Genomic DNA, 14,181 nt, shown 5'->3' with positions numbered 1-14,181 from the left:
CGCTCTGGTGGTTCATCGCGGATGGAAGCCGGTGAGTTGTTAAGACTTCACGGTCTTGGCGAGGACTATCTGCGGTCGCTGGAGCGACGACTGCTGGCGGGGATCCACCGGGCGAAAGCGCTGTTTCTCGCCCGGGGAGACCACGGGCTGCCTCCGTGGCGATGGCTCATCGATGCGGCCGGGGGGGGATCCACTCATCCGGTATACCGGATCAACAGGCTAAGCATTGCCGCCGGGTGGGGAGCGGTATTCTGTGCCCTCGATCCCGGGGCCGGTCAGCGCGACAGCAAAGCGGGAGCCGGTAGTTCACATGATATATCCTCTGCCCGGATGCCAGGGCAGCCCATAGACTCCGGATGAGCACCAATTTCATCAGGAGGATCAGACGATGACCAGTGAATCTCAGAGAGAAGAACGCCGACAGGCTGTTCTGGAGTTCCGCTATGGCGTTGTTGCCGCGTTGGCCAATCCCTATCTCGACCATGGGGCGTTAAAAGAAGCAATTCGGGAGAAAGCGAGGCGAACCTACGACATTCCCTATTCCCGCAAGACGACGATTACCGAATCGTGTATCAGAAAGTGGCTTTCGGCCTACAGAAAATACGGCAGAGAGGGATTGATGCCCAAGATCCGCGCCGACCAGGGAATCAGTCGTGTGTTGAGTGCGGAAGAGCAGACAGCTTTTCTTGAAGAGCTTGCACAGTATCCAAAACTGACCGCCGGAGCGGTGTACCGGAAGCTTCTGGAGGAACGAACAATTTCCACGCGGATTTCTTCCTCCTCGCTCTCCCGGATCGTTGTTGCCGCGGGGATGAGCCGGAATGAGCGTCTCCAGGAAGCGGTGCGGGAAAAGAGCCTCAAGTTCGAGTTCTTCGCCCCCTTGGAATGTGTACAGGCAGACTGCATGCACGGGCCCTTGGTAGCGAATGATACTGGAAAGCGGGAGAAAGGGGGTGCGGCCCAGATCTCGTTGGTCATGCCGGACGAAACAACCTGCAAGGCAAACTCACCGCCCAAGGGCATTCCGAATGGGACTTCCGCTCCGGCACCAAAGAGGATTGCTGGTCTATTCATGTTGCTGGTACTCCATCCATACTATCTGACTGCGGCCGCACGAGTTTCTCCGGATAGAATCTGCTCATACAGTTTTGTGTATTGTTGGGCAACCACCGGATAATCAAACTCCCGTAGCACCTTCTCACGCGCAGCTTCCCGCAACGCACGTCCGTTGCCGCCACCATTCAGCACCCACTCAATACCAGCCGCCAGATCCTGCGTCTCATACGCCTCAGCAAGGTAGCCGTTCACACGGTGATCTACCATATCCCCGTTACCACCGATATCAAACCCAACCACCGGCGTGCCACATGCCAAACTCTCCATGATTGCGTTCGACAAATTCTCCTGCCGGGACGGCACCACCATAACATCGGCCGAGTTGTACAGCGTAACAAGGGAGACATCGTCATGCAGGCGGCCGGTGTAGTGAACGCGGAACGGGAGGTCATCACCCATGCCACTGGTAGAAGCGGAAGCCCCAAAGACCAGGAGCTCAAGCCCCGGCACTGACACATGGCGCAGCGCCTCAACAAGCAAGTCATAGCCCTTTCGTGAATCGGATGTAGCGCTCATTGCACCAAAGGCGACGACTTTGGCGTCCGGGGATATGCCCCACAGCTCGCGTGCGACGGTGCGGTCAATGGGCCGATACACCGAGCAATCAATTGGGTTCGGCAAGTTCACAACCGGGCGCCCGGCAAACAGCGCGCTTGTGGAAGCCTCGTCTGCAAGCCAGCGGCTGAGCCCTACCACGGTTAGGTTCTCAACTTTGTCAAAGAAGCGTCGCTTGCGATCCCAGATCCGACGTGAGAGATCCCGCTCTGTGGTGCTCCCAAGTACCGGACAGCGTCCACAGGATTGCTCAAAGGCCCGGCATCCTTCGTTGTTGTAGTGGCACCCCCCGGTGAAAGCCCACATATCGTGAAGCGACCAGACCAGCGGCCTGTTTATCAGAGGCAGCTGATGGACACCAACAAAACCGCCGTTGATCCAGTGCAGATGGACGATGTCGGGGTTTGAAGCACTAATGCGTTGCAGAAGATCATGAGCCCCAACGCGTGCGACCGAAAAAGGTGTTCTGCTGCGAGACGGGTAACGCCGGCTTGGGAGTGAATCCAGGCGAGAGCTCAGATAATGGAGCCCTTTGCCGATCGAGCTCACTGGGCCTCTAATGGAAAGATCGTCACTGACAGCCCGCGCCACGAGCATCTCGGAGTCTACGTCTCTGACGCGCAGTGCTTGATGCAGACGATATGCGGCCCGAGCGGCTCCGCCTGTGATGTCGGACGTGTTAACTATTCCAACCTTCACGAGAACTGAGCCTTCCAGAGTTCAATGCCTTCTGTGGGCAGGACAACGAGCGGCTTGGGACTGCTCAAAACGAGCTCGTTGATTTTGCGCAGGGAGGCGGTTTCAACAAAACTCAAATGAAAGTTCTTCATTTTTTCCGGGTCTCCATTGTGGCCCCTGATAACCTTCGTCTTGTGTTGTGGTGTGCGGATCCCGACATGTAAACGAGTTCCGACCAATTCTTGTCCACTAGCCATGTGCTGGGATGAGCACGAACAAACCGGACCGTTTGACGGCTGACTTTAACAACCATGCTTAGCTCCCGAAGGGAAAGACGGTGGGATAAAGAAATACGAAAGAGCTGTGACACCGGCTTCAAGTTGAAGATGGCAATTGGTGTTTTGTGTAAATCTGTTTTGCCCACCGATCAACTTCATCAAGAACTGGTCACGCAACTCCTGAGATGATGTCCGAGTGGGGTCGCAGGAGTCGCCAGCAGCTTTCGACCGAGGCCGTTGCTTTGACTGCGCTAAGCTGTACCGGTTCAGTTTCACGTCACTCATTGACCCAGCACCTCGCGCAGCCGATCGTAATAAACGGCTTTGAAGAGGGGAGGCAGAGATAGAGATTCTTCCTTGTCGGTAAGAATTGCTTTCACCTGATCGTGTGCATTCGCCAGGTCATTTGCGAATCGAATCATTCGGCCGAAACTATCTGGGTACCATTTCACGCCGCTACTTAACTTATGATCTACCGAGTCGATTACCACGACGGGTGTTTGGGCCACTAAGGAAAAGACGACCCCATGATATCTGTCAGTAATAACCGCTTCAAAAGAGGATACATAATCGATGAATTCAGAAATAAGCCGCTCCCTTCCACGGTTCATCTGGCGTTGGTCAACGTCTCTGAGAGTTGTATCTCTTCTTTCCACCCGACTGATGTCCAATCGTTCCATCAACTTGTCAATCTCCTTACGACTGTAGAACGCCTCACCATCGTCACGCAGACAGAACAAGACTCCGTCACGCTTTTCTGATCTTTGGAAGTCGTCGCCGATCATAGTAGTAACAATGTCGGGATAAAGCAGCAGCCGACAATGAGAAAAAGTAGATTGAGCCTTTTCATAGGAGACCTGGTCACGACACAAAATCGTCATATCTGAATGCGCGTTGAATACATGTGCCGCTCGCTTTTCGATCTCTCTGTTGTAGAAGTTAATCGTTTGCGGCATGACAATCATGCGCAGCGAAGGACACGCATCTGCCACCCGGGCGAACGCAAGCCAGCCACTGTGATGATCAGTAAAAAAGTATCCGCTATGCCCGAAAGCAATGTCATCTTTGCGCTGAAAAGCCCTCATAAACAAAAGAAGAGAGCGGCAAATCAACGCCGTAACTACAATATTCCTCACTTGAGCAACCCGCGTTGCCATAACCGAAACCGGCACTGGTATCAACTTCAACTCGGGATAGTTCGTGGAAATCCAGTTTTGCAAGCACAGCAGCTGTGCCTGATCGCCCAAATTCGGATGCGTTGGCGCGGCCAACAGATACGCTCTCCCACGACGCGAGGTTACGATCGCCCAGAGGACTTTTGAAAGATCTTTGAGTAGCAATTTCCTGTAGGATACCATTTAACTTTCCTTGCTAAGCGTCATCTTGATAAGCATATTTATACGCGGGGCGCATTCTCGTTTTTTGTTGTGGAATCGGAATTGAGTGTTAGGAGTCGGTGCTAATTCTTCAGAACCTTCTTTAGCGCCCCATAATGTTTTGCACCCAGCGCCCTCTTCGCAACGTCGCGCATACTGCCCTTCAAGTCTTTCTTGATTGAACGGACTAGTTCGAGCGCAGCGGCTTCCTCCTTGCTATCGGTAAACACCTCAAACAACATGGGTTTCTGAGTAAGTTCAGGGCACACAAAGTCTTCATACACCGCCAAGAACTCTTCCTTAGAGGCCGCTGTGACGTAATCATATCCCAGGTCCTCGGCATAGTGCTTAACTAGTTCCGGCGATTTATTCCCGAAGTGGCCACCGGCAGAAACGAAAACGTCAGCCTCATCTCCGAAAACAGCTGCTGGATGATGGGAAAGCCGGAACTCGGTACCTTTCCCATTGTTAACCAATAGAATGCGAACATTGTTTCCGACATGTCGGTTTCCCATCACATTCATATCATAAAAGAACGCTAGATCGCCTATTACCCCAAAATAGAGCTTCTGTGGATTCGCGAGAGAGGCCCCGATGAGTGAAGATACTCCGCCGTCGATTCCAAAACCGCCAACGTTGCACATGGCTGTAACCGACACCGGAGTCTCGAAGAAGTTCCAGGCCCGGAGGCTATTAAGAATTCCGAAATGTACTGTCGCGCCTTCCGGAACATTGGATGCCATCATAGATGCTATCCAGATGTTAGAAAACGGAAGCTCCGGCAGCTCGTTGCGTACTGCTTCGACCCGCGATAGGCACTCCCTTAGGTATCCATCCTCGACATGTGAGGGCGTCTCAGTGTAGTTCTCGAAGAACTGGCGTTCAGACATTTCGAAAACATACTGCAGCCTCCCGAACGTGTCACGGAGCTCTCCGTCCATACTGACTCTCCATACATGTCGTCCCGAAGTATTGTAGTAGTCCCCAGTTACCTCACCTATATGAATAAGGAGGTCAGGCAAGTATGATGAATGATCGAGGTGGGACTGGCACCCCACAATGGAATACTGCACGCGGTATTTGCCTTTGTAACCACTCGTATGATCACAGAACACCACCGCGTTATTTGCCGCGCAAAAGGCATCAAGCGTGGCAGTTTCTACGTCACTCATGATAGCATGTGCGCCAATGAACACGCCGATCTTACCGGTTGGCAGTGGAGGTAACTTAGCACCTGAAACAAACCGCTTAATCACTCGTACATCCGGCAACTCTTGCACCTCATAGTTCTGCGAGTACACCGTTGGAAGATTGATATGTACAGGGCCTCCGCCACGACGACATAACTCTAAAACTGCCTGATTCACCTTGATCTCACAGTCCTTAAAGTCCTCATCATCCTTCACCAACGGAAGTGTGACGCTATGAACAACCGTGTCGACAGGCATTACACTTCGATCGATTACCTGGGCGATGTGATGGCCTACATGGGGGAGTGTTTTTGTCGCCGTAACGGCTAACACCGGCAGTTTTCGGTAGTAGGCCTCTGTGAGCCCAGGCATGTAGTTTCTAGAGGCGGTTGCCCCAGTACAGCTAATTACGACAGGTTCTCCTGATTCCGCAGCAAGTCCACACGCCATATAGGCCGCAGAACGCTCATCAACGCTCGAATAGATTTCGAAATGTGAATCGTGCTGCATGCTGAGCACCAATGTCATATTTGTTGTCCCAGGCGAGGCGATTATCTTTTTGATCCCATGCTGCTTGAGTAGCGCAATTACAATCTGAGTCTGTTTTTCGTCTGTGTAGCCAATATTCACTGTCTGCCTCCATCTATTTCGAAGAAAAAAAGTCGCACAATCAAGACTATTTGATTGAATAGCCGCCGTCCATGACAATCGTTTGACCTACAATGAAGTTCGCCGAATCACTGACCATGAACGAAATCAATTCGCCGATTTCCTCGGGAATCGCACATCTCTGAAGAGGAACAAGTGGCGTGAACAGGTTATTGTCATCCCGTGCCGAAAAACCTGGCTGCATGTCTGTAGCTGCGATACCTGGAGCCACCCCGTTCACAACAATTTGTGACGACGCATACTGAAGCGCCAAGCCTTGGGTCAACCCAGCGACATCCCACTTACTCATACGGTATGGGAACGTTGCTCCAACAAAAGCACCTTGAGACGAAATATTGATGATCTTCTTCGTAGTCGAATCTCCGTCAACCAACCACCGTCGGCACATTTCCTGGCACAGGAAGAATACAGCTTTGGAATTGGTTGCATAAACCTCGTCCCAATCTTTCTCGCTGACGTCCGGAATTCTTGAAGTGTTGTTCACACCAGCGTTGTTTATCACGACATTGACCTTACGGTCGAAAATTGAATCTATATGATCGAGATGCGAAGACATGTTCCCAATGTCCGTAACGTCCCACTGATAATTCGCGATCCTGTCCCCACCGATTTTCTCAACCGCTGACCGAAGCTTGTCCGAATTCCTTCCGGTAATGATAACCTTAGCGCCTTCGTTGACCAACTTCTGGGCCGCCGCGAAACCTATTCCGCCGCCGCCGCCAGTCACCAAGACTACCTTATCGCTATGACGGTTTTCACAGTTCACATAGTTGGGAGTGCAGATATGAACCCCGCCATGGCGTACAAAGCTCACCGCACGTCTAAGATATAGCTTTGCTCGAGAAATTCGAATTATCGTTTTTTTTAGCATTTTCATCAGTAAAACCTACTAATTTGTTCGCCAGACTTGCCTAATCTTTTCATAGAATATCTGCCTGCCTACCCTTAGCCACTGAATACTCGTCTGTAAACAGGAACTCAGAGTCGCCGTCCGCTGTATCGAGCAGCATAGCAGAACTTTCCGGTATTGGCTTCAGCAAATTCTCGTAGACACGCATGGGACTCAATAAGGTGTTGCGTTTTGTTGATCCGAGCGAATCCGATACGCGACACTCGAAAGAAAGCGAACTAGAGGCCACTAAAACCATAATCGCATTCCAGTGGCGCACCAATAGAAGTGAGATATACCAGTCTTCCGTTACCTTACCCGTTGTGGATGTATTGCTATCAGTGAACTCACGGCTTGTGCGCGTCGTAACGCTGGAATTATCGCCTCGATGCGCAAGTATCTGAACTCAATGAACGTTCATTACATCGGTTCCACAGACAACTAATACACACTTCATATCCGCTGGAACATCGAGAACCGTGACAGGACACTACAAGCCACCTTAGAGCGCCATGTTTTATCAAGACCGATGAAATACATAGATACCGTGGACAATAAGAAACTCGTGAACACGACCAATGCCGTCCATTGCAAACCCTGTGGCAAAAGCTTTTGAATCAATACAACCGGCGCCGCAGTAATGAGCACAATTACGAGTACCGGGAGCACCGTGTATCTCAAAAATATACTGATAGGAAACTCGGTAAGCCGGTTAACCAAGTACAACCGCACTCCGAACATGAGAATATTTGCCAATATCGCAACGATAAACACACTGTAGGCAGGCGCTCCTGCCGAAACAACCATCCATGCGGTAATGAATATCCCGATTTGTATACTCCCTAAGCTCAACTCGTAGGTTTTCATTTTTCCAGGCGCCCTGGCAGCGGCGGTCAAAGGCAAGCTTACTGATAGAATAAGCGCTTCGACTAATGAGAGCTGGGTAAAAAGCACCGCGTGAGGCGGAACATCGCCAAGCCATAACCCCAATATCGCATTCATTTCGACAATCATCGGCAGGGCCAATATCCATAACAAGAAAAAAGTAATTTTTGATCCACCGGTGATCAAAGAAAACATGTCTTGTCGCTCATTTGCGGCATAGCTTTTTATAATTGGTGGGTACAGACTAACGTTAAAGTTGCTGGAAAATATGTTGACTTTACTAGCAACTTGCACAGAGATCGCTCTTGCAGCCACGACAACCGGTGCGAAGGACTGATTCAAGAGTAACGTCACAGCGTGAGTGCGGGCAACGTTTGATATTTGACCAAAAACGGTCCATCCGGTGAAGCCAACGATCTCTCGCAGCAACGCAGTGTTCCAATAGATCTTTTTTATTTGACATTCTTCGTAGCGATTAAAACAGATTGCGACATACAGCATCGCATTGACGACGCCAACACAGAGCACCAACAGTCCGTAAAGCTGAAGCTTGTCGTATGGAAGATACTGAAGCAGGAATACCACACCAAGTTTCATGAATGCTTCGAGTATGGAAATATATGCGTAAAGTTTCATGTCTTCATGAGCCATGATAATGGCCCTGAAAGGCGTGGTTATGACGCTGGTCAAGAATGCCAGCGCGGTATACTGGTAAAGAGTTCTAGCCGCCTGGATTCGATCAACCGGCACAGCAAGTTGTGTATATACAAACCAGCGACCAACGGTCTGTAGAATGACAAACACAATGACCGCAACCGAGAGATACATCGCAAGATTAACTGAGAATGCCGTTTTTAGTTGATCATCGTTCCTTTCGCCCAAAGCGAACGAAAAAAACCGCTGCGTAGCCTGCGCGAGCGATCCTGGCAAGAAAGCACTCAAAGCAACAAGACCACCCACCGCGCCATAGATGCCATAGTCCTCGACACCGAGTTCAGCCAAAACGATTCTGACTGTGTACAGACTTACGAACAGGATTAAAAGCTGTCTGATGTAGAGCATCACCGCATTCTTAGCTATTCGTTTGTTACGGTCAGATGTCATTCAATTTATACTTTCTCGAACACGAAGATTTTAACAGACGCATTCTCGACTGCGACGTACCTGTTGCATGTAGATATATAATAAATTCGAGAATACCGTTCATTGCGTTCGTCAGCATCTTAGGTGGTTCCGTTTGCCGTATACCACTGGTACGTCTCTGCAATGCCTTCCCTTAGAGATGTTTTGGCCCGCCAGCCCAGCCGGGTGAGTTTACTCACGTCCATAAGCTTGCGAGGGGTGCCATTGGGTTTGCTGGTGTCCCAGTCTAGACTGCCTTGCCACCCTATAACCTTGGCAATGGTCTGGGCCAGGTCGCGAATGGAGACATCGCTCCCGGTCCCGATATTTACAAAGTAGTCAGGACAAAGCTCTTTGAGCTCCGGTGCGTCCACGTTCTCCAGGAGAAACAGCAACCCCTGGGCCAAGTCCTCCACGTAGAGAAACTCACGCAGGGGTGAGCCGTCACCCCAGACGGTGACCGAGGCACTGCCTGCAGCCTTGGCCTCATGGATTTTGCGTAGCAGCGCCGGGAGTACATGGCTGGTCTGGAGGTCAAAGTTGTCACCCGGTCCGTAGAGGTTGGTGGGCATGGCACTGATGAAGTTGGTGCCATACTGTTCATTGTAATAACGGCACAACTTGATGGCCATGATCTTGGCAATGGCATAGGGCTCGTTCGTGGGCTCCAGGTAGCCGGAGAGGAGCGCCTCTTCAGTAAGCGGCTGCTCGGCAAGCTTGGGATAGATGCAGCTTGAGCCCAGGTTCAGAAGCTTGGTAACGCCAAAGCGGTAGGCGGCGTGAATGACGTTGGCCGCTATCATGGCGTTCTGATAGATGAACTCCGCCTTGTAGGTGTTGTTGGCCAGTATCCCGCCAACTTTGGCAGCAGCAAGGATGACTACTTCCGGTTGCTCTGCAGCAAAGAACGCTTCTGCTTCTGCCTGACGAGTGAGGTCAAGCTCTTCCAGCGTGCGGGTGATAATGTTTGTGTAACCCTTGCCCTGCAGCGCCCGGTACACGGCGCTACCCACCAGGCCGGTGTGGCCCGCCAGGTATATTCTGCTGTTCTTATTCAAAATAGTTCTTTACCTCGTAGCCGCCGGACTTTAAATACATCTCGCGCTGCTGTGCCATGAGATCTGCGTCTACCATCATTTCTACCAAGCCATGGAACTTGACCCGGGGTTCCCAGCCGAGGCGCTCTTTAGCCTTAGACGGGTCTCCGAGCAGCAGCTCCACCTCAGCCGGGCGGAAGTAGCGCGGGTCTACCGCGACTATTGTTTGCCCCGTTTTAAGCACGCCGGCTTTGGCGGCCGGGCTGCCTGGCTCTATGGCGGCAACACGCCCGGTTTCTTCTATCCCGCTACCGCTCCATTCTATGCGCACGCCGGCTCGGCCAAAAGCAGCCTCTACAAACTCACGTACGGTGTGGGTCTCTCCCGTGGCGATGACAAAATCTTCCGGCTGGCCTTGCTGCACCATGAGCCACATAGCTTCCACGTAATCTCCGGCAAAACCCCAGTCACGCTTGGCGTTCATGTTTCCCAGGTACAGCCGATCCTGCAACCCCAGAACGGTGCGCGCCACTGCTCGGGTGATCTTACGCGTAACAAAGGTCTCTCCCCGCAAGGGGCTCTCATGGTTAAAGAGAATCCCGTTGCTGGCGTGCATGCCATAGCTCTCACGGTAATTAACCGTGATCCAGTAGGCATAGAGCTTGGCCGCTGCATAGGGGCTACGGGGATAGAACGGCGTTGTTTCCTTCTGTGGCGTCTCTTGCACCAGCCCGTAAAGCTCACTGGTAGAGGCCTGATAAAAACGGGCCTTCTTTTCCATACCCAGAATGCGGAGCGCCTCCAGGATCCGGAGGGTGCCAATGGCGTCCGAGTTGGCGGTGTACTCCGGTGTCTCAAAGCTCACCTGAACATGACTCTGGGCACCCAGGTTATATATCTCATCGGGTTGCACCTCCTGGATAACCCGAATCAGGTTGGTGCTGTCCGTAAGATCCCCATAGTGTAGCCGGAACCGCACGTCGCTCTCGTGAGGGTCCTGATAAAGGTGGTCTATCCGGTCCGTGTTAAAGCTGCTGGCCCGACGCTTGAGACCGTGGACCTCATAGCCCTTGTTCAGAAGAAACTCTGCCAGGTAAGCCCCGTCCTGGCCGGTTGTACCCGTAAGAAGGGCGATTTTTCGTTTGGCTTCCTGCTTGTGACTGTTCCCGTTGTCGTTATTTGTTGTCTTGTCGTTTTTCATGTCCTCTCCCACGTATACAGGCCCTTAAAATTCTACACCCTGCCCCGCAGACGCTTCATGGTCTCCGGGTCCGCCTTGAGGTTCCGCACCATGTTGAGCAGAAACACCAGGAAGATAGAACCAAAGAAGGTAGCAGTTGTTACCACCATGCATAGAACCGCACGGCTGGGGCCCGACTTACGCTCCGGCACATCGGCCATTTCCAGGATCTGAAAAGCCAGGGACTCATCCTCGGCACTCAAGCGCGCCACCTCATACTGCTCGGTAAGGGTTTCATAAATGCGGGCCTGTACCCGCAGCTCCCGTTCCAGACGGGCAAAACGGATAGAGAGCTCTGGAATATCTTCACGGGCACCGGCAATCTGGGCCTGATTGCTCCCACCCTCTCGTGGTCCACCAAAAAACCGATGCTCCATCTCATGGATGGTTGCACGCAATTGCTCAGCCTCTGCCCGCAGACGCGCTGCAACCGGGTCATGAATGGTAGCAAACTCGCCATAGGTGCGAGCCTCTATCTCTGTGCCAATGAGGCGGGAACGCAGCTCTGCCAGCATCGTCACCTGCTCACGGGCGTAACTCTCCGGGTTAATGGTGCCGTACTGGCGCTGAAAGTCTTTCACCTCCGACTCCAGAACGGCAATATCTCGCTCTATCTCTATGAGCTTGTCCTGCAGCAAATCGCGTTTGCGCGCCTCACGGTTTCCGCCAATGGTGGAAAAACGCTGATCCAGGAGCTCCACCATGCGGTTAACCATATCGGTAGCAAAGACCGGGTCTATGTCCTCGTATCGAATATGGAGCGTGCGGGTCTCGGGCCGGTGAGTGACTGTGGAACGGTCCCGCAGTGCTTTGCGAGCGTCATCCTTCTGAAATCTATCTATGTCGTAGCGCTCCACAATGTTAAACTCATCTACCAAACGATCGAGCAAGGTGTTGCTACGCAAAAGCAACACTGCAAGCTCACCGTAGCTGCCGCCCCCGACGCTCGGAAGACCCGGAAAGCCGCTTAGGCCCCGGGCGGCAAGGGCCGCTTGCAACCCCCCGGAGCCAGACTGCCCATCATCTATGAGAATGATGGCTTCAGGCTCATACACATTGGGCAGGGGGCTCCGGTCCGGAGGAAGGACAATGCTTATAATGGCAAAGATCACCACCGCGACGGCAGCAAAGCCTGTGAGACCAATGATAAGAAACTTGTAGCGGTAGAGCACACCAAGTATGTCTATGAGATCTACCGTGTCGTACTGGGGCGTAGGGTTGCCCGGGAGCTGTGGCGGTAGGTGCTGTGGGTCTTGATCACTCACGCTGCTTTCTTCCTGTCTGTGTTAATATTTATGGGTGCACGATGGTCGGCCCCGGGTGGCGGAGCACCAACTGGGCGGATAATCGGACTTCTGTCGTCACACTATCATACATACGCCTGACGATGGGAACCAAGCCGTCCAACTACCCGGACCCAGCTCCGCCAGAAACACCGGGAACCCGACAAGTTCCGGTGACAGCAGACGCGTGTCATGCCCTTGGGGCTGCACGGGGAGGCAGGGCTGGTACGGCGGCCGAAACACGCTCGCTCCAGATGATCCTGGTTCCGGTTTTCCGCTGACTGATCTGGTTGCCTGACCGCAGGCGTCAGTGCAGGGCGCATTATAGCAGATTTCAGGGGGCGTTCAACCCCTGAACAACTTTTTCGGGTGAGCCCCCAGGCAACTACAACACCCCGGTTTCCTGCCATCCCTCAAGCAACGCCGGTATCTCCTTAACCGCCTGGGCGCTCTCCTTGTGAACAACCATCACCTCGTTCTCCGTCTCGACTATGATCAGATCTTCCACACCCAGAGCCACAACCAGGTTCTTCTCGGCGCGGATCAAACTATTTTTGGTATCGGCGGTGATCACATTCCCCGTGCAGACATTGCCGCAGGAATCTTTCTCCAGGACATCCCACAGGGCAGACCAGGAGCCGATATCGTTCCACCCCGCATCGAGAGGCACAACGGCGCCATTCCTCGTCTTCTCCATCACTGCGTAGTCAATCGAGTTGCCCGGGCATTGGCCAAAGAGCGTGGCATTGAGCCAGATAAAATCCCTGTCGGCACGGCGTTCTTCAAAGGCCCGCCGGCAGGCCTGGAGGATATCAGGAGAGAACTCGCCCAGAGCGGCAAGGTAGGCACTGGCCTTGAACACAAACATTCCGCTGTTCCAGTAATACTCACCGGAATCAACGTAGCCCTGTGCCGTAGCGTGGTCGGGCTTTTCCACAAAGGCCTCCAGGGCGAACCCGAACGGCTCAAGCGCTGCACCACGGTGTATGTAGCCATAGCCCGTTGCCGGATACCCGGGGAGAACACCGAAAGTTACCAGGTTGTTCCCCAGGGCCAGCTCCTGTGCCTGAAGGATCGCCTCCCGGAATGCCGCCACATCGGGAATGTGGTGGTCTGCTGCCAGAACCAGCAATAGCGGATCATCCCCCGACAAGACCGCCTGGAGTGCTGCAAGGGCAATGGCCGGGGCGGTGTTCCGCCCCAGGGGCTCCAGCAGAATAGAAGGGTGTTCCAGGCCAAGCGTCCGAACCTGCTCGGCCACAAGAAAACGATGGTCTTCGTTGCAGATAATGACGGGACGCTCCGTGGCCAGCCCCTCCAGGCGCAGGAGCGTTTGCTGAAAGAGCGTACTCGTTCCTTCCAGGTTCAGAAACTGCTTTGGTCTGGCCTCACGAGATACCGGCCAGAGACGGGTTCCGCTTCCTCCGGCTAAAATGACGGGAACGAGCATTGGATATCCTTATTATGTTTGTTTGTTCAGGTGCATGCGAGAGAGCACAGCGCGGGCAGCACGTGGATCACGCCATACCGCAGTGGCAAGGGCTGGCACTCCAGCATGCCAGGCCCTCTTTCATACAACGGCGAGCAGGACCAGCGGAATGCCGAGACGCCCCCCGCGTCAGGGACAGAAGGGGTGCCGCAGGCAGTCGGGGCCTGCAGGCCCCGACGGAACCCCCGCATGACCCGACGGCAGCCGGTTTCGGCTGCCGGGACGCCCCATAGCCCCCATGCCCGGCCAGGACATCTCTCTCAAGCCGTTCCTATCCTGCTACAACCGCTCATCCACCACGGAGCGGTCCAGAATACCTTTCAGATCATAGACCACACCGGACTCACCACCGGCCAGGGCCCGCACATCGAGCG

At 53.3% G+C, this 14,181-nt stretch carries 12 protein-coding genes; 2 read left to right on the top strand and 10 right to left on the bottom strand.

Translation table 11 applies throughout. The features are described from left to right. Positions 1–360: hypothetical protein (locus BW950_RS15180; protein ID WP_159438810.1), on the top strand; the 360-nt coding region annotated here is incomplete at its 5' end. Between the two features lie 28 nt (positions 361–388). Continuing rightward, positions 389–1,177: a helix-turn-helix domain-containing protein gene (locus BW950_RS14990; RefSeq protein ID WP_143559265.1), complete on the top strand. Its 789-nt coding sequence runs from the start codon at positions 389–391 to the stop codon at positions 1,175–1,177. On the opposite strand, the gene BW950_RS13845 is transcribed toward BW950_RS14990, so the two are convergent. From BW950_RS13845 to BW950_RS13805, 10 genes are all read right to left on the bottom strand, one after another. Beyond that, entirely contained in the window at positions 1,096–2,370 is a 1,275-nt protein-coding gene (locus BW950_RS13845; RefSeq protein ID WP_076489894.1) for a glycosyltransferase family 4 protein, read from the bottom strand. The genes BW950_RS14990 and BW950_RS13845 overlap by 82 nt on opposite strands. Next, positions 2,367–2,501 (bottom strand): hypothetical protein, encoded by a 135-nt coding sequence (locus BW950_RS15480; protein WP_268760118.1) that lies wholly within the window; start codon positions 2,499–2,501, stop codon positions 2,367–2,369. Before BW950_RS15480 ends, BW950_RS13845 begins: the two co-directional genes overlap by 4 nt. Positions 2,502–2,908: 407 nt before the next feature. Next, a complete protein-coding gene (locus tag BW950_RS13840; protein ID WP_076489893.1) occupies positions 2,909–3,985 on the bottom strand; it encodes a polysaccharide pyruvyl transferase family protein in 1,077 nt (358 codons plus the stop codon). Positions 3,986–4,086: 101 nt separating this feature from the next. Beyond that, entirely contained in the window at positions 4,087–5,823 is a 1,737-nt protein-coding gene (locus BW950_RS13835; protein WP_076489892.1) for a thiamine pyrophosphate-binding protein, read from the bottom strand. Between the two features lie 46 nt (positions 5,824–5,869). Next, positions 5,870–6,739, bottom strand: coding sequence for an SDR family NAD(P)-dependent oxidoreductase (locus BW950_RS13830; protein WP_083944039.1), 870 nt, complete (start codon positions 6,737–6,739; stop codon positions 5,870–5,872). A 465-nt stretch (positions 6,740–7,204) separates the two neighbouring features. Then, on the bottom strand, positions 7,205–8,740 hold the full coding sequence (locus BW950_RS13825) for an MATE family efflux transporter (protein WP_200796843.1): 1,536 nt from the start codon (positions 8,738–8,740) through the stop codon (positions 7,205–7,207). A gap of 119 nt (positions 8,741–8,859) precedes the next feature. After that, the gene (locus BW950_RS13820) at positions 8,860–9,816 is read right to left on the bottom strand and encodes a GDP-L-fucose synthase family protein (protein ID WP_076489890.1); all 957 of its coding nucleotides are present in this window, start codon (positions 9,814–9,816) and stop codon (positions 8,860–8,862) included. Continuing rightward, positions 9,809–10,996, bottom strand: a complete 1,188-nt coding sequence (gene gmd, locus BW950_RS13815; RefSeq protein ID WP_076489897.1) for a GDP-mannose 4,6-dehydratase — start codon at positions 10,994–10,996, stop codon at positions 9,809–9,811. The genes BW950_RS13820 and gmd overlap by 8 nt, the downstream gene beginning before the upstream one ends. A gap of 32 nt (positions 10,997–11,028) precedes the next feature. Then, the gene (locus BW950_RS13810) at positions 11,029–12,300 is read right to left on the bottom strand and encodes a GumC family protein (RefSeq protein ID WP_076489889.1); all 1,272 of its coding nucleotides are present in this window, start codon (positions 12,298–12,300) and stop codon (positions 11,029–11,031) included. A gap of 403 nt (positions 12,301–12,703) precedes the next feature. Continuing rightward, positions 12,704–13,768 carry a mannose-1-phosphate guanylyltransferase/mannose-6-phosphate isomerase gene (locus BW950_RS13805; RefSeq protein WP_076489888.1) on the bottom strand — a complete coding sequence of 355 codons (1,065 nt, stop codon included), beginning with the start codon at positions 13,766–13,768 and terminating at the stop codon, positions 12,704–12,706. Between the last annotated feature and the right edge of the window lie 413 nt (positions 13,769–14,181).

This window comes from Alkalispirochaeta americana, from assembly GCF_900156105.1.
GTDB classification, from domain to species: Bacteria; Spirochaetota; Spirochaetia; order DSM-27196; family Alkalispirochaetaceae; genus Alkalispirochaeta; species Alkalispirochaeta americana.
This window is presented reverse-complemented; position numbering and strand designations above follow the sequence as displayed.

Bases quoted from the DNA above. Each gene is read 5' to 3' on its own strand.
- BW950_RS14990 (WP_143559265.1), top strand. From the start codon at position 389: ATGACCAGTGAATCTCAGAGAGAAGAACGCCGACAGGCTGTTCTGGAG.
- BW950_RS15480 (WP_268760118.1), bottom strand. From the start codon at position 2,501: ATGAAGAACTTTCATTTGAGTTTTGTTGAAACCGCCTCCCTGCGCAAA.
- BW950_RS13825 (WP_200796843.1), bottom strand. From the start codon at position 8,740: ATGACATCTGACCGTAACAAACGAATAGCTAAGAATGCGGTGATGCTC.
- BW950_RS13805 (WP_076489888.1), bottom strand. From the start codon at position 13,768: ATGCTCGTTCCCGTCATTTTAGCCGGAGGAAGCGGAACCCGTCTCTGG.
- BW950_RS13830 (WP_083944039.1), bottom strand. From the start codon at position 6,739: ATGAAAATGCTAAAAAAAACGATAATTCGAATTTCTCGAGCAAAGCTA.
- BW950_RS13840 (WP_076489893.1), bottom strand. From the start codon at position 3,985: ATGGTATCCTACAGGAAATTGCTACTCAAAGATCTTTCAAAAGTCCTC.
- gmd (WP_076489897.1), bottom strand. From the start codon at position 10,996: ATGAAAAACGACAAGACAACAAATAACGACAACGGGAACAGTCACAAG.